This window comes from Shewanella decolorationis S12 (genome assembly GCF_000485795.1).
Taxonomy (GTDB): Bacteria; Pseudomonadota; Gammaproteobacteria; order Enterobacterales; family Shewanellaceae; genus Shewanella; species Shewanella decolorationis.
This window is the reverse complement of sequence record NZ_AXZL01000076.1, coordinates 306,163-322,311: the sequence shown is the minus strand read 5'-3', so window position 1 is coordinate 322,311 and position 16,149 is coordinate 306,163. Positions and strand designations below refer to the sequence as shown.

Sequence of the window (16,149 nt, the reverse complement as noted above, 5' to 3'; positions counted from 1 at the left end):
CCGTTTGGCTAAAAAAATGCCGCTCCTGATGAGCGGCATTTTTATTGCTATTTTTATCGCTAATTCGTGTTTTCTGATAAGACTATTGTTTTTTCAGGATCAGATTACCGCTAATGGTATCCATCTTCACACTGGCGCTACCAGAACCTGTTTGGAAGCTTAAGGATTCATTCGGCACGTATTTTTGCCTTTGTGGTGCATCTTGGCTTAAGCCATTTTTGATTTTGCCACCTGGGCCGCCATTGAGCTCGAAATTAGCATCGGGTGTATCGGCAAATGTCACAATAATATCGCCACTGACGCTCTCAAGATTGGCTTTATCGAAACTTTTCGCCAGTGAGACTTGAGTATCGCCGCTCACGGTGCGGACATTAACTTCTTTGGCGCTGTTAAAGTCGGCTTTGATTTCCCCTGAAACCTGCTCGACTTTCACTTTATCGGCTAAGGTTTGGCTGTTGAGATCGCCGCTCACTAAACGATATTTGATTTCGCCTTTGCTTTGGGTGTCTTTAATCTCACCGGAGACGGTATCTAACATCACTTTGCCCGCTAATCCCTTAGTGGTGATATCGCCAGACACTGTGTGTAATGTCGGTGTGCCATCCAGTGCCTCGGCGGTGATATTACCGCTAACGGTATTCAGTTCGAGCTCACCTTGGGTCTGGCTGATTTGCAGATTGGCTGAAATCGTATCGGCGTTCAGCTTGACGGATTTAGGTACCTTAATGGTGAGTTTTGAGCCGTTGTTGTCACTGCCGTTATAGTGGCGTGGCATTTTATCTTCGATAGTTAGGTTGTTACCTTTCTGCTCGAAAACAAAGCCTTCGCTCAGCTCATCGAGAGTGCCCGTAACACTGACTTCATTTTTATCCCAGCTTTGAATTTGCACTTCGCCCCGTTGGACTTTGATTTGCAGCAGAGTATCGCTACTCATAGGTAACTGCTTATCCACACTTTCAGCGGCGAACACGCTGCCCATAAGACCAAGATAAAGCGTTGATACGAATAGACTGGTTTTCGTGAGGGTAAAATGGCTCATATGCTATTTCCTTGTGTTGAGTTTTGAATCGGAAGTTTTTGGCCTTGCTGTAGCAACTCGAGTTCACGTTGTTGCACCCAAAGCCAGAGTTGCCAAAGTTGTTTGTCGGTTGGATTAGCCTGCAATGCTTGATAAATCTGTTTGCCTGCGCGGCGTAATTCCGCTAAGCCTTGCTCTAGCGGCGCGCTAAAGCGACTGGTTTGCCAAGCGACAAGCGTTGGGGTTTGTTCGAGACTCGTCACTTGGGCTTGGTGCGTCTGGGCAATTTGGTTAAGCAGAGTGTGCAGCGCTTGCTCATCATCCGCCGATTGGCTAGCGATTTGTTCAGGAAGCGACGTTTTTATCGGCGCTTGAGTGTAGAACCCGAAGAACACTGCCAGCACCACCGCTGCGGCAATCGCCCATTGCGCACCTTGCAGTCGCGGCGTTTGGCGACTCGCTGTTTGCGACGCCAATGGCTTATCCATACGCTTTTCGATGCCTTGCCAAAGATCCCGTTCGGGAGTTAATGCTTTGGGGGCATTATCAATCAATTGCTGGAGTTTGGCCTCGCGGGGATCGTTAGATAAGGACATTACAGCATCTCCTGTAGTAATTGCTTGGCTCTGTGGTACTGGGTCTTACTGGTTCCCACGGCAATACCAAGTAATTGTGCAATTTCTTCATGTTGATAGCCCTCAATGGCGCAGAGCACAAACACGATACGCGCCCGCTCTGGCAGTTTGAGGATCAATTTGTCTAACCCTTGATAATGCTCATCTGCGCTTGAATGTTCATCGTCACTCTCCATCGGGATAAAACGCGCCCAAAACGACTTTTGCTTACGGATAAAGCTCAGCGCCTGATTCACACAGATACTGTGTAACCAAGTGGAAAACTGGCTCTCTCCCCTAAACTGCGGCAATTTCTGCCAGACCAGAATAAAGCACTCTTGGGTGATCTCTTCCGCCTGCGAGGCTTGGCCTGATAACCGCAGTGACAGGGCATATACCCTTGGATGATGGTGTAAATACAGCTGCTTAAATGCGGCTCTATTCCCTTGGCTAGCCAAGGTGATGAGATCAAGTTCTGACATTGCATTGTTGAGTGGGAGTCTCCCTGCCGTCACTGTATTTTCCTGTCATCAAGGTGAATGGTTACTAATAGGACGCTTTCAAAAGCACAAAAGGTTTGTATTTGATAGAAATAAATTTTTTATTTGCCCTATCTAGCATTACTTGTACGAGTTTTATAGTAAAATTATCTGAAAATTTTAGGGCTAAGTTTATGAACTTAATGGTTTTATACCAAGTGGTATTCTGAATCTTAATCCTATAGAAGTGAAATCACAGACTATACTTTCATAGTTAGACACTTTTCTTGGCTGTTAATGTGAATCGAAAGATGGAAAAAGTTAAGAGCGGATAAAACAATAAATGAAAAATGAACTTTTTATGTCAAGACAATATTTTCTGTAAAAGACGTGACTCCCAACTATCTTTTAATAGATGTTATTTATTAGGGGCTTTTTATGTTAATCCGCTCTAAATTACTACTCAGTGCCGCTGTATCAGTCTCTGCTTTGTTTGCTATGTTTGGATTGCAGCTTCATTCCAATTCGGTTGAGTCGGAACTCTCTGATGCTGCGCAAACTGTGCTCGAACTCGAGCGAGATGTATTGTTATTGCGGAAAAATGAAAAGGATTTTTTTGGCCGTAAAGATATTCAATATGTTGAAAAACATAAACAAGTTCATGCGCAAATCGACTCAACTATTCCCACGCTCGAAAAAATCTTTAAAAAATACGATGTTCCTATTACTTCCCTCGAAAGTTTTGACCGCAATTTAAATCAATATCAAGCGGCCTTTAATGAGGTTGTTCAACTGCAACAAGAAATTGGTTTAACACCTAAAGCGGGGCTGTATGGTACCTTGAGGACTGCTGTGCACAATGTCGAGTCCATGCTGAAGGAGTACGATCAACTTTCTTTGCAAGTTGCCATGTTGCAGCTTAGACGCAATGAAAAAGATTTTATGTTGCGCCGCGAAATGACCTATGTTGAGACCTTCGATGCCAACATTGCCTTGTTCAATAGCAGCCTAAGGGCATCAAGTTTAGACCTTGACACACAAAATAAAATTGCTGCCTTAATTGAGCAATATCAGCGGGATTTTAAAAGCCTCGTGAGTAAAGAGCAGCAACTCGGTCTTAACGAAAAAGAGGGTACAATGGCTCAACTTGTTGCAGCCAATAGATTAACCGAGGCTAGTGCTGATGAACTCCATAATCTTGCTTTAAAAGCTATCGATGATGCTGAACAGAGCAGTATGAACACCGGAATGCTTGTATTCTTTATCATTGCATTAATTCTAGGTGTAATTACCTATCTGATTATTCGCAGCATCATCACACCTGTAGAACGCATAACCCAGGTTATTTCGCGCATCGAAGTCAGTAAAGATTTAACCCTTAGATGTGATGCGTCGACTCAAGATGAATTAGGTGAAATTGCGCAGCATTTCAATAGTATGGTGGGGAGCTTCCAGCAGCTTATTGAGCAAGTCATCGATTCTGTTGCCACAATCAATACCTCAAGTAAGAGTGTTTCCGAAAATGCCATGCTTGCATCTGAAGGTGTAGCACAGCAACTTAATGAAACCGATATGGTAGCCACAGCAATTACCGAAATGGGCGCTACCATTGATGAAATTGCTAAAACGACTGAGCTTGCCGCGCTTAAAGCGGGTAAAACTCATGATAATGCTCAGTTGGGGCAAACTGAGGTTGAGCAAACCATCCTGAAGATCAGGCAACTGTCTGAACAAATCAACAGTAGCGCCTCTGTGGTGGATGAGCTCGAGCGTGATAGCGAAACCATTGGTAGTGTGCTGGATGTTATCCGAGGTATTGCGGAGCAAACCAATTTACTCGCACTCAATGCGGCGATTGAAGCGGCGCGTGCTGGTGAGCAAGGGCGTGGATTTGCCGTGGTTGCCGATGAAGTGCGTAGTCTAGCGATGCGTACTCAGACATCGACTCAGGAAATTTCCAACATTATTCAAACACTGCAAAGTAGAACCCGCTCTATTGTGCAATTGATGGATGCGAGCCAAAAGCAAGGCGCCGAGAGCGCCGAGCAGGCAGCTGCGGCAGGGGAGTTACTCAAACTTATCAATAATGACGTTCGAAACATTATGGATATGAGTACTCAAATTGCAGCGGCAATTGAAGAGCAAAGCATGGTGGCTGCCGAAGTGAATAAGAACGTGGTCGTTATCCGTGATATTGCCGAGCAATCTTCCCATGCCGCAGATGCTAATGCTTCGGCATCGGACGAATTAAGAACCCGTGCTGAGTATTTAGTGAGTGCTGTTAGCCATTTTAAGATCTAAACGACCTTGCTTGAGGCGCACCGTTGGGGCGCTTCGATAGCATTTTGAGGTGTGGTTTGTGGATGGATAAGGCAGAAGTCGATTCAATCCTAAAATGTAAGCTAAGACCAAAGCTAAAGCGCGCAAACAAAAAACGCACCTTGAGGTGCGTTTTTTTATGCAAGTGCCGTAAGATTAGTGGCTGAACATTGCAGAGATAGACTCTTCGTTGCTGACGCGGCGAATGGCTTCTGCCAATACAGCCGACATAGTCAATTGAGTCACTTTTGCGACTTGTAGCATTTCAGGGCTTAAAGGTACGGTATCGGTCACGATGACTTCATCGATCACTGAGTTTTCGATATTCTCAGCCGCTTTGCCAGAGAATACTGGGTGAGTCGCGTAGGCAAATACGCGGTTTGCACCGTGTTCTTTTAAGGCTTCAGCCGCTTTACACAGAGTGCCGCCTGTGTCGATCATATCGTCAACGATAATGCAGTCACGGCCTTGAACGTCACCAATGATATGCATCACTTGTGCTACGTTTGCCTGTGGACGACGCTTGTCGATAATGGCCAGATCAGAATCATCTAATAGTTTCGCTACTGCACGAGCGCGAACTACACCGCCGATGTCAGGGGATACAACCACAGGGTTGTCCAGCTTTTTCGCTACCATGTCTTCTAATAGCACTGGGCTACCGAATACGTTGTCTACAGGAACGTCGAAGAAGCCTTGAATTTGCTCTGCGTGTAAATCACAGGTCAGAACGCGGTCAACACCGACGCTTGAGAGGAAGTCAGCAACGACTTTTGCCGTAATAGGTACACGTGCGCTACGTACGCGACGGTCTTGACGAGCATAACCAAAGTAAGGAATAACGGCAGTAATACGACCTGCAGAAGCACGGCGTAGTGCGTCAACCATAACGATAAGTTCCATTAGGTTATCGTTAGTTGGTGCGCAGGTGGATTGGATGATAAATACATCGGCACCACGTACATTTTCGTTAATTTGGACACTGATTTCACCATCGCTGAAACGACCAACCACTGCGTCTCCGAGTTTACAAAATAGACGATCGGCTATCTTCTTAGCGAGACTGGGGGTGGCGTTCCCAGCAAAGAGCTTGATGTCGGGCACTGTATGAACCTCAGGCGTTTGCTTTATATTTTAGTGGCTAGAGCAACAACGATGCGGGGACGGGAGCGGAACCCGTAGGCTATCGTAAAAAGTTGCTCTAGAAGAAAGTAGTTTATGGATGATTGAGTCGCACTATAAGCGGCGAAATATTCATCCCTTTTGCAACAAATCCTTGCATATCAGACGGTAATTTCGCCAAGGCTGCGAGAGCTTGCTGCTGCGAAGAAAACTCCCCAAACACGCATGCGCCCGTTCCGGTCATTCTCGACGGCGCATATTCTAGCAGCCAGCTTAAGGCCTTGGCAACTTGAGGGTATTTGGAAACGACCAGATCTTGGCAATCATTTGCCCAAGGTTGGCTCATCAAAGTGTCAATACCAAGCTTGGGTGTATTGCGGGGGAGCAAAGGATCTTGGAACACTGCTGCGGTGGAAACATGGGCATCGGGCGCGATGACTAAATACCAAAATTCATTGGGGGTAACCGCTTGTAAACGTTCGCCAACACCTTCGGCAAAAGCGGCGAAACCGCGAATAAAAACAGGGATATCGGCACCGAGTTTTAAACCAATCGCCGCTAATTCATCGTTAGATAATTGGGTATTCCACAACTGATTTAACGCCACGAGTGTGGTGGCCGCATCGGAGGAGCCGCCACCTAAACCACCGCCCATGGGTAAACGTTTTTCGAGCCAAATTTCGGCGCCGCCAGGATAACCTGTCACCTGTTGTAATGATTTTGCGGCTCTCAGAATTAAGTTATCGCTATCCGCGACAACGGCCGACATGTCCGAGTGCAATTTCAGCTCTGGCGTCTGCATCACCCTAAAGTCGAGCAGATCGCAACAATCGATAAATTGAAATAGGGTTTGCAACTCATGGTAACCGTCGCCGCGGCGCCCGTTGATATGCAAAAACAGATTTAATTTTGCGGGCGCGGGCCAATTGCGCGAAATCTCATTCGACATGCTAAGGTTTTTCTCCGAGCAGTATTGAGGGTTTACCCAAGGCTTGCCATTGATTGAGTTGCAGCTTGAGCTGTAAATCACCGCGTTCAAGCTTTAACTGATAGGGCACCTCGGCACCACTTTGGGCCTGCCAACTTAAAAATGTGACGTCCCAAGGCGGTAAGGTTTGCGAGTTTTGAATTTGCTTTGTTTTGCCATTGCTATCAACGGCAAGCACACGGTCAAAAGCGCCGACTTGGCCGGTGATCCAAAGGGGTAAGTCATTAATCGGGATGGACCAGCCGCTGACTCGCTCAAGCAAGGCTTGGGCGTTACTATCGCGAAAATCTTTGCCATCGACATGCAGGTGAGCCGAGTTAGGCGTAGCATCCAAGGTCAACACTGTGGTGCCGAGCATAGTGGTGAGAGTGAGTTCGTCCCGCTCCTCGCTGTGGCGCCAATACAGATTGGCACTGAGCTTATCCTGCGGCGTGCGGATAGCGAGTTTACCCTGTAACTCCCATGCCTTGGCTTGGGCGGCGTTATCGACTGTGATAGGGCTGAGATCTGTCGCTGGCGATAGTGTCTCACAGCCGCCTAAAAACAATAGGCCACTCAAGGCGATACAAGAGAAAATGGATTTTGTGAAGCGCTTCAAATTATTCATCTATAACTGATATACCAAAGTCCTTATGATACGAGGGCTTGGAAAGAATACCAATGCCAATCGTAAAATTTCCATTGGCGGTCAGTCGGGCTAACTTCAGCCGTGATAATCCGTAGTTATCTATCATTGATAGAAAATTTAGGTAAGAAGTTAGACCTTTATTCGGTTTTGTTAAGCGTATTCTGTTTTTAGTTGGGCCAATTCAGTAGAATGCCCTTATTAAGAGAGACGCCAAGAATCTAGAAAAGAGTCAGATGAGCCTTGTAGCAATCGGTATTAACCATAAAACAGCCACGGTAGACCTGCGTGAGAAAGTTGCCTTCTCTCCGGACAAAATTCATGATGCCATGAAGAGTCTGGCCAGTCGTACACGCTCGGGTGAAGCCGTTATCGTCTCGACCTGCAATCGCACCGAATTGTATTGTAACAATGGCGATGAGGCCGACATCATTGAATGGCTTGAAGAATATCACGGCCTAGATCATCAAGATGTTGCGCCGTGCCTCTACAATTACCACGGTCAAGCGGCGGTAAGGCATTTGATGCGCGTCGCTTCAGGTCTTGACTCGTTGATCCTCGGTGAGCCGCAGATTCTTGGTCAAGTTAAACAAGCTTTTGTCAAAGCCAAAGAAGCGGGTACCGTTGCGCTGACTATCGACCGCTTGTTCCAAAATACCTTCTCCGTTGCGAAAAAAGTGCGTACCGAAACCGAAATCGGTGCCGCGGCTGTCTCGGTGGCCTTTGCCGCTGTGAGCATGGCAAAACATATCTTCTCTTCGCTGTCGACCACTAAGGTGCTATTAATTGGTGCCGGTGAAACCATTGAGCTGGTGGCTAAACATCTTAAGGATAACGGCGTTGCTTCTATGGTGGTGGCAAACCGTACTCTGGAACGTGCTCAAAGCATGTGTGAAGAGTTTAATGCCACGGCAATTACGTTGGCACAGATACCAGATTTTCTCCCTAAAGCCGATATCGTGATATCCTCTACCGCCAGCCCGCTACCAATCCTTGGTAAAGGCATGGTAGAAAAAGCGCTAAAGCAGCGTCGCCATCAACCTATGTTATTGGTTGATATAGCAGTTCCCCGGGATATTGAGCCGGAAGTCGCCGATTTGGACGATGCGTTTCTGTATACAGTGGACGACCTGCATAGCATTATTGAACAGAATAAGGCTTCCCGTAAGGAGGCCGCCGAGCAAGCTGAATTAATTACTGAAGAACAATCCTACCTGTTTATGGATTGGGTACGTTCTTTAGAGTCGGTCGACAGTATTCGCGAGTATCGCAGCCAAAGCATGGCGATAAAGGATGAGTTAGTGGAACGCGCCCTGAATAAATTAGCGCAGGGGGGCGACACTGAGCAGGTATTGATTGAACTAGCCAATCGCCTGACGAATAGACTCATTCACGCACCCACCCAAGCCCTCACGGTGGCCAGCCGTCAGGGGGATTTGAATACATTAGGTCAGTTAAGAACAGCGCTCGGATTAGATAAAAACTAAGGTTAGCGAGTTAAATGAAGGAATCCGTTATCCGCAAGCTGGAAGGCTTGCTCGAGCGCAATGAAGAAGTCTTAGCCTTGCTTGGTGATGCATCCGTTATCGCCGATCAGGATCGTTTTCGCGCGTTATCCAAAGAATATTCTCAGTTAGAAGAAGTGGTTGCAGGCTTTAAAGCTTACCAGCAAGCACAGGCAGATCTCGAGTCTGCCAAGGAAATGCTGGAAGAAGATGATGCTGAAATGCGCGAAATGGCGCAGGAAGAAATCAAGGCTGCTAAAGCTGAACTTGGACGTCTCGAAGCCGAGCTGCAAATTCTGTTATTACCAAAAGATCCTAACGACGACACCAACGCCTTTATCGAAATTCGTGCCGGTGCGGGGGGCGACGAAGCCGCAATCTTCGCGGGTGATCTGTTCCGTATGTATAGCCGTTATGCCGAAGCCAACCGTTGGCAGCTCGAAATCATGAGCTCGAACGAAGGTGAACACGGTGGTTTTAAAGAAATCATCGTTAAAGTCAGTGGTGAAGGCGCCTACGGTAAACTTAAATTTGAATCCGGCGGTCACCGTGTTCAACGTGTGCCTGAAACTGAATCTCAAGGCCGTGTACACACCTCAGCCGTCACTGTGGTAGTCATGCACGAAGTGCCTGAAGCTGAAGCGATTTCAATCAACCCAGCCGATCTGAAGGTCGATACCTTCCGTTCATCGGGCGCGGGTGGTCAGCACGTTAACAAAACCGATTCTGCCATTCGTATTACCCACATTCCCACCGGGATTGTGGTGGAATGTCAGGACCAACGTTCACAGCATAAAAACCGCGCCCAAGCGATGAGCGTGTTAGCGGCGCGTATCCAAGCCGTTGAAGACGAAAAGCGCCGCAGCGCCGAAGAGTCGACTCGCCGTAGTCTGGTAGCCAGTGGCGACCGCTCCGAGCGTGTGCGTACCTATAACTTCCCACAGGGCCGCGTGAGTGAACACCGTATCAACTTAACCTTGTATCGCTTAAACGAAGTGATGGAAGGGGACTTAGATGCGATTTTAGGACCGCTGATGCAAGAGCATCAGGCCGACCTATTAGCCGCTCTTGCTGATGAGCAGGGGTAATTTTGGCTGATCAATCGAGTATCGCCGAGGCCCTGCAATGGGCCTATGTTCAGTTAGCGCCTACCTCTGAATCCGCTCATCTGGATGCAGAGGTTTTCCTGCTGTATTGCCTCAATAAAAACCGTGCATTTCTCTACACTTGGCCCGAAAAAGCCTTGACGGTGGACCAGTGGAAACGCTTTCAGCAAATGGTGCAACGTCGCCAGCAGGGCGTACCCGTGGCACATATTGTAGGAGAGCGTGAGTTTTGGTCACTGCCCTTTATCGTGAATGACACCACGTTAATCCCTCGTCCGGATACCGAAATCCTGGTCGAAACCGCCTTAAACTTGCCGCTTGAGAGCAATGCTAAGGTGCTGGATTTAGGGACTGGCACTGGCGCGATTGCGCTGGCGCTGGCTTCTGAACGAGCGACTTGGCAAATCACCGCCGTCGACAAAGTGGAAGATGCGGTGGCATTGGCCAAGGCGAACCGGACTAACCTTAAGCTCGAGCAGGTTGAGATCCTCCAAAGTGACTGGTTTAGCGCTATCAAGGCCCATGACTTTGATTTAATTGTCTCAAATCCGCCTTACATCGATGAGGCCGATGAGCATTTACATCAAGGTGATGTGCGTTTCGAGCCACAAAGTGCGCTCACCGCCGCTGATGAGGGCTTTGCCGATCTTTACTACATCGCAAAAACCGCTCGGGATTATTTAAAACCCAACGGCTATATTCTGCTCGAACATGGATTTGAGCAGGCGGTAAAGCTCAGGGCAAAACTGACAGAGTTGGGTTATCAAAATGTCGCAACAGTGCGTGATTTTGGCAGCAATGACAGATGCACTATGGGTAAGTGGATGGGATTGATTGGAATTTGATCTATTAATCATATAAATTCCGTTTTGATAATTTTAGAACGTCAACACGCCCTAGTGGTTAACTTGTGGCGTTTGATGTTTTCAGTGTGATGAACGATTCGTCATTAATTTCTAACCGACCCAAATTACCCACTGCTTGGTTTCTTCCTTGCGTTTTGGCTTTGTATAAATATTCATCAATTTGATTTAATACTTGGTCTATTTGAGTTTGGTTAATCATTTGATAAACACCAAAACCAATCGATATAGTGACATAGAGTTGATTATCTTTTAACTCTATAGGTGTATTATATATTTCGTTTAACAACCTTTCTATTAATTTAATACAATTAACTTTGTTATCCGGGTTCTCAATATATACTAAAAACTCTTCACCGCCCCAACGAATCACTTTATCATTATTTTTAACTCTATTACTAATACGCTTACTAACGATTTCTAAAACCAGATCTCCTATTTGATGTCCATATGTATCATTTACATTTTTAAAATGGTCAATATCTATTAATAGAAACAGTGCGTCAATATTATCATCATTATATTTAGTTCTAATAAACTGTTCGAAGTATCGACGATTATAAACTTTGGTTAATGGATCATGTTTGCTCTCGTAATCTAATTGATGACTTTTTACTGCTAGAAGTCGATGAGCATTTCGCAACCTTAAATAGACTGTGAGTATAAATAACGCCATAGTAATGGTTATAATTACTATAGTTATTATTAGGTTATGTTCATTCTGTTGTTTTTCTAATAATATATTTGCTTTTTTGTGTTCCTCTGATAACTCAAGTAGAGCTCGTTTATGTTGTTCTGACTCCAAACGAGCATTATTTAACAACGCATCTCGCTGCCTTTTTTGTATATTTAGTCTGTGCTTTAAATTGCTTGCATCAGTTAATGCGTAATAAGCTGGCTTGTATAGATTAGATTGCTCAAGTAATTTTGCCCACTCTTCTATTTTTGGCACTAGATAAACTAGCCAATGGTTTCTTTCGAACCATAATTGAGATTGGTAGAATAATTGATTAGCGGCATCATATTGGCCAGTTGTTAATAATGCAAACGCTCTTAAAATATTGGCTTGATGCCAACTGTATGGATCTTTTGCTGGATCTATTATAGTTAATATTTTTTCAGTTAGTTTCAAGTTTTCATTGTTTTTTCCTATCGATTGATAGATTGCTGAGATATTTAAGGCAGCTGTAATGTACGCATCTGCGTAATAGTCGTTTTCTTTATTAATTATATTATTATAAACGGCGAGTGCATCATTGAATTGATTAGCCTCTTTAAGAATAAATCCCTGTCTCAATTGCAATATTTTAATATTATCAGCATTCCTACTAAGTTCAATTGCTCTATTTATTGTTAAAAGAGCTAGGGAAGTCTGCTTTATGTCGCTTTGCAGTAATGCAAGAATGCCTAAACTTTCACTGACCCATTCTTGTAAATTATTCGCTTCTGCAATTTCAATTGACAGACCTATAGCATTTATCGCCTCATCAGTATATCCTGCATCCATTGCAATATTTGCAAAGTCATATGCAAGCCACATTTTCAGAAGTGGAGTATCAGACTCATTCAATTTGTAAAATGCTTCATATTCAAGGAGGAATATTTTGTCGGATTCTGAGTTTAAATATTCTTGGTATTGTTTACATTTAATTAAAGCTGCTGAATCATATTTATATATTTCATATCGATTAAGATTTTGAAGTTTTTTTAGTACTTGGGGATTAGGTTGTTGAGTTGCTCGTATCGCTATACGGCACTCATGCATAAGGAAAAGGGCTTGTTCATTTGGTTGCATATTACTTAATTCTAAATTCAAGCCTTGCAATTCAGAATAGACTTGTTGCTCAGTTACTGTTTTATCAGAAACTAAAGTCCAAATTTTTTGCTCGAATTCTGAAAATTTTAGATCTTCAGCATAAGACCATGAGTGTAGTGTTGTGATTGCTAACACTATTGATAATCTTAGATAATGTGCAAATAAATGAGACATATTATCCCCATAAAATACTTCCTCACCATCAAGACTAGGTCAAAGTAGAACATATTGCTAGTTTGTTAATTTTAATTGATTAAAAACTAGGCTTTAAATGAATGTTAAGCATAAAACAGCCAAACAATATTGACCTTACATCAATTTTATTACTGCATATGTTTTTTGAGTATTGAAGATAGTGAATGTTTTTATTAATTAAAAACATTCACTTGTATGCGCGGAAATTAATACTGCTTCGATTTCTAAAAAGATGAGTGATTAACTACTGATAATTTCAATCATTTGTTTTTTGTAAATATTTATTACTAATAGGAAGTGATTTTAGAGGGATGCAATAGACAATAGTGTAAATACTACAGTTATTTAACAGGTGCTAATTTATTTCGCATTATCAAGCTATAACACTTTGACCATAAAGAATTTACAGCCAGTTTCTGGATAGGCTTGTTGCATCCATTGCACGCGATATCCGTGGCGCTCATAGAAAGGTTTGGCTTGAAAATCTAAGGTATCGAGCAGGGCAAATTGGCAGCCACGTTGTTTGGCCTTGCTTTCAGCCTCGAGTAATAAGCGCGAGCCGATGTTTTGCTGGCGCAATGCGGCATCGACCCAAAGGTAGTCAATCAATAGCCAATTGCCAAAGGTTTTGCCGCTTAAGCCCGCGAGTAAGTTGCCGTCCTCATCCTGTAATTTTAATCCTAGGTTTTGGCGTTTTAGTGTTTGCCAGTGCAGCTGATTAAACTCGACGATTTTTTGCTTTACCGCATCGGCAAATTCCGCGGACTCATCGTCAATTATCATTAAATTCATTGTGGTTTCCTACAATCTGAGGGACGGGGTTTCGTCTGCGAATCTCGCGCGTTAGGCATTGGTCTGGCGTTATGATTAGGGTAAACTAGCGCCTTTGTCACTGGCCATAAGTATCACAATGGAAACTTTTTACAGTCTTTATCCTGCTGTTAAGCACCTGCATTTAACCTTAATTGCCGTGAGTGTGCTGTTTTTTGTCGTTCGTTTTGTGTTGCACTTACGTCAGTCAGCACTGATGGGCAAGAAGGTATTCAAAATCGCGCCCCATGTTATCGACACTTTTTTACTGCTGTCGGGCTTAACTCTGTGCTTTATGATCAAGCAATATCCCTTTGTGGACCCTTGGTTGACCGAAAAGATTGGCGCCGTGCTCGCGTATATTGCCTTGGGCGTGATTGCGATAAAAGCGAACAGAAACAAATTGTTCAAAGTTTTTGCCTTTTTAGGTGCATTAGGTTGGTTAGTTTACGCGGCCAAATTGGCGCATTTTAAACAAGCGGTATTATTGGGTTAATGGGTAAATACAATCTGCAAGATGGCATTTCTTTGCCCGAGTCGGCATTGGATGTAGGTGCTCACCTTGGATTTTCAAACCTCGAAGCGGCGAAATGGGCTTGGTTTGAATTGGCGGGAGCCGTATTAAGTCATTACCTGGTGGATCAACAGCAACGCTTAAATGCGTTGCTGCATTGGTTTTATCAGGACTTGGGGTTTTGTGTCCGCGACAATTACTTCAGTACCGAAGCGGCGGATTTAGGCACTTGTCTTATCACTAAACAGGGCAATAGCACCACACTGGCGACGGTATTGATGCTACTGGCCAAGCAGCTCGATTTAGAGCTTGAAGCTTTACTCTTACCGGGTAATACAGTGCTTCGCAGTAACGTTGCTGGCGTTGTGCGTTATCACGATCCGCTGACGGGCAAAGAGCTGACGAAACATCAGCTCCATGTGTTAGTGCGCGGTGAACTGGGTAACGCGGCCGAGCTTAAGCCAAGCTACTTAAAGGCGGCGTCGGTGAAGAAGCTGATTTCGCGTATGCTGCATGAGCTTAAGGCGGGGTGTATCGTGTCGCATCAATTTGAGGCGGCGATGGAATGTTGCAACTTGCTGCTACAGTGGCACCCAGAAGATGTGCACTTAAATCGGGAGCGCGCCTTTATTGCCCAGCAGCTGGGGTGTATCAATGTCGCGGCGGCCGATCTGCAACACTTTGTTGATAACAGCCCGCATGATCCTGTTATCGAAATCGTCAAAATGCAGCTCAAAGAGCTCAGTGAACACGCTGAAATCTATCACTAAATCTTAAAGGAGAGTCTTATAGGCTCTCCTTGTTCCTTAAAAAACAATAATAACTGGGTGAATGGGAAGTTTGCCCACTAACTGCAAACGGCAGTTTTTAGCATAAATACAATAACAACTGTACCAAACAGGGAGAATACACATGGCAAGCACGGCATTAGTCACCAATGACGCGGTGGCGTTGGGAATATTGGCAACCATTCTGGGATTTGTGTTTTATACCAGCAGTAGTAGTCATCCATTTTGGCAAAAGTTTTACCGTTTTATTCCAGCGTTATTACTCTGCTATTTCTTGCCATCGTTGTTAAACACCTTTGGGGTGATCGATGGTCACACATCGCAGCTTTACTATGTGGCCTCGCGCTACCTATTGCCCGCCTGTTTGGTGTTATTGATTTTAAGTGTGGATTTAAAAGCCATCTTAGGACTTGGGCCTAAGGCGGTGATCATGTTTTTAACTGGGACAGTCGGTATTGTGATTGGCGGGCCGATTGCGTTGCTCGTGGTGTCCTTTATCGAGCCCTCATTAATTGGTGTTGATAGCCCTGATGCGGTGTGGCGCGGCATGACAACCCTTGCAGGGAGCTGGATTGGCGGCGGTGCTAACCAAGCCGCGATGAAAGAAATTTATGAAGTGGGTGGCAATATCTTCTCCGTGATGGTGACAGTCGATGTGATTGTGGCCAATATCTGGATGGCGGTATTGTTGTTTATGGCGTCAAAGGCCAAGGAAATCGATGCCAAGACGGGTGCTGATACCACAGCAATTGAGACTTTAAAGAACAAGGTTGAGCAGTATCACGCTGAAAATGCGCGTATTCCAAGCCTGCGTGATTTGATGCTGATTGTGGCCGTTGGTTTTGGGATTACGGGCGTGGCCCATATTGCCGCCGATTTCCTCGGCCCTTATTTTGAGGCCAACTACCCTTGGACTGAGGATTACAGCTTAACCTCTAAGTTCTTCTGGTTAGTGGTGATTGTGACCACCATTGGTCTGGCCATGTCCTTTAGCCCTATGCGCCATTTAGAGGCGGCGGGGGCTTCTAAGGTGGCGTCGGCGTTCTTGTATATTTTGGTGGCGACCATTGGTTTACATATGGATGTAAGCAAGGTGCTTGATACACCGCTATATTTTTTAGTGGGCATTATTTGGATGATAGTGCATGCTGGCTTTATGTTATTGATTGCTAAATTAATTAAGGCTCCATTGTTTTATATGGCCGTGGGCAGTCAGGCAAACGTGGGTGGAGCTGCATCGGCGCCAGTTGTGGCGGCGGCGTTCCATCCTGCTTTAGCCCCTGTAGGGGTATTGTTAGCCGTATTCGGTTATGCGCTGGGCACCTATATGGCGTGGCTCTGTGGTCAGTTACTGCAAGTCGTCGCGGTATAGTTGCCTTAGCTCCTG

At 45.1% G+C, this 16,149-nt stretch carries 15 protein-coding genes; 7 read left to right on the top strand and 8 right to left on the bottom strand.

The window, feature by feature from the left end:
- Positions 1 to 82: 82 nt before the first annotated feature.
- Genes SHD_RS18410 through SHD_RS18400 form a run of 3 tightly spaced genes read right to left on the bottom strand, consistent with a single transcriptional unit; the run spans position 83 to position 2,147 of the window.
- The gene (locus tag SHD_RS18410; protein ID WP_023268512.1) at positions 83 to 1,039 is read right to left on the bottom strand and encodes a DUF4097 family beta strand repeat-containing protein; all 957 of its coding nucleotides are present in this window, start codon (positions 1,037 to 1,039) and stop codon (positions 83 to 85) included.
- Positions 1,036 to 1,614: a hypothetical protein gene (locus tag SHD_RS18405; protein ID WP_023268511.1), complete on the bottom strand. Its 579-nt coding sequence runs from the start codon at positions 1,612 to 1,614 to the stop codon at positions 1,036 to 1,038. Before SHD_RS18405 ends, SHD_RS18410 begins: the two co-directional genes overlap by 4 nt.
- Complete coding sequence (locus SHD_RS18400) at positions 1,614 to 2,147, bottom strand: RNA polymerase sigma factor (protein WP_039978658.1); 534 nt, start codon at positions 2,145 to 2,147, stop codon at positions 1,614 to 1,616. Before SHD_RS18400 ends, SHD_RS18405 begins: the two co-directional genes overlap by 1 nt.
- Before the next feature lie 402 nt (positions 2,148 to 2,549).
- On the opposite strand from SHD_RS18400, the gene SHD_RS18395 reads away from it, so the two are divergent.
- Positions 2,550 to 4,412: a methyl-accepting chemotaxis protein gene (locus SHD_RS18395; RefSeq protein WP_023268509.1), complete on the top strand. Its 1,863-nt coding sequence runs from the start codon at positions 2,550 to 2,552 to the stop codon at positions 4,410 to 4,412.
- Positions 4,413 to 4,586: 174 nt separating this feature from the next.
- Here SHD_RS18395 and SHD_RS18390 read toward each other — a convergent pair whose 3' ends face one another.
- The 3 genes from SHD_RS18390 to lolB form a co-directional block, all read right to left on the bottom strand.
- Complete coding sequence (locus SHD_RS18390; protein ID WP_023268508.1) at positions 4,587 to 5,534, bottom strand: ribose-phosphate pyrophosphokinase; 948 nt, start codon at positions 5,532 to 5,534, stop codon at positions 4,587 to 4,589.
- Between the two features lie 112 nt (positions 5,535 to 5,646).
- A complete protein-coding gene (ispE, locus tag SHD_RS18385) occupies positions 5,647 to 6,501 on the bottom strand; it encodes a 4-(cytidine 5'-diphospho)-2-C-methyl-D-erythritol kinase (RefSeq protein ID WP_023268507.1) in 855 nt (284 codons plus the stop codon).
- 1 nt (position 6,502) lies between these two features.
- Positions 6,503 to 7,147 carry a lipoprotein insertase outer membrane protein LolB gene (gene lolB / locus SHD_RS18380; protein ID WP_023268506.1) on the bottom strand — a complete coding sequence of 215 codons (645 nt, stop codon included), beginning with the start codon at positions 7,145 to 7,147 and terminating at the stop codon, positions 6,503 to 6,505.
- A 254-nt stretch (positions 7,148 to 7,401) separates the two neighbouring features.
- Between lolB and hemA the strand changes: the two genes are divergently transcribed.
- From hemA to prmC, 3 genes are read left to right on the top strand one after another with little or no spacing between them, the layout of a single operon-like run.
- Positions 7,402 to 8,652, top strand: a complete 1,251-nt coding sequence (gene hemA, locus SHD_RS18375) for a glutamyl-tRNA reductase (RefSeq protein ID WP_011715924.1) — start codon at positions 7,402 to 7,404, stop codon at positions 8,650 to 8,652.
- A gap of 14 nt (positions 8,653 to 8,666) precedes the next feature.
- Positions 8,667 to 9,758 carry a peptide chain release factor 1 gene (gene prfA, locus SHD_RS18370; RefSeq protein WP_023268505.1) on the top strand — a complete coding sequence of 364 codons (1,092 nt, stop codon included), beginning with the start codon at positions 8,667 to 8,669 and terminating at the stop codon, positions 9,756 to 9,758.
- A gap of 2 nt (positions 9,759 to 9,760) precedes the next feature.
- The gene (gene prmC / locus SHD_RS18365) at positions 9,761 to 10,621 is read left to right on the top strand and encodes a peptide chain release factor N(5)-glutamine methyltransferase (RefSeq protein ID WP_023268504.1); all 861 of its coding nucleotides are present in this window, start codon (positions 9,761 to 9,763) and stop codon (positions 10,619 to 10,621) included.
- A gap of 58 nt (positions 10,622 to 10,679) precedes the next feature.
- Here the strand turns inward: prmC and SHD_RS18360 are convergent, their stop codons facing one another.
- Positions 10,680 to 12,629, bottom strand: coding sequence for a GGDEF domain-containing protein (locus tag SHD_RS18360; protein ID WP_039978657.1), 1,950 nt, complete (start codon positions 12,627 to 12,629; stop codon positions 10,680 to 10,682).
- Between the two features lie 399 nt (positions 12,630 to 13,028).
- Positions 13,029 to 13,442, bottom strand: coding sequence for a GNAT family N-acetyltransferase (locus tag SHD_RS18355; RefSeq protein WP_023268502.1), 414 nt, complete (start codon positions 13,440 to 13,442; stop codon positions 13,029 to 13,031).
- Positions 13,443 to 13,560: 118 nt separating this feature from the next.
- Here SHD_RS18355 and SHD_RS18350 point away from each other — a divergent pair, with 118 nt between their 5' ends.
- The 3 genes from SHD_RS18350 (at position 13,561) to SHD_RS18340 (ending at position 16,134) form a co-directional block, all read left to right on the top strand.
- Complete coding sequence (locus SHD_RS18350; RefSeq protein WP_011623908.1) at positions 13,561 to 13,956, top strand: SirB2 family protein; 396 nt, start codon at positions 13,561 to 13,563, stop codon at positions 13,954 to 13,956.
- Complete coding sequence (locus SHD_RS18345; protein WP_023268501.1) at positions 13,956 to 14,744, top strand: transglutaminase family protein; 789 nt, start codon at positions 13,956 to 13,958, stop codon at positions 14,742 to 14,744. The genes SHD_RS18350 and SHD_RS18345 overlap by 1 nt, the downstream gene beginning before the upstream one ends.
- Before the next feature lie 142 nt (positions 14,745 to 14,886).
- Positions 14,887 to 16,134 carry a DUF819 family protein gene (locus SHD_RS18340; protein WP_023268500.1) on the top strand — a complete coding sequence of 416 codons (1,248 nt, stop codon included), beginning with the start codon at positions 14,887 to 14,889 and terminating at the stop codon, positions 16,132 to 16,134.
- Positions 16,135 to 16,149 lie beyond the last annotated feature (15 nt).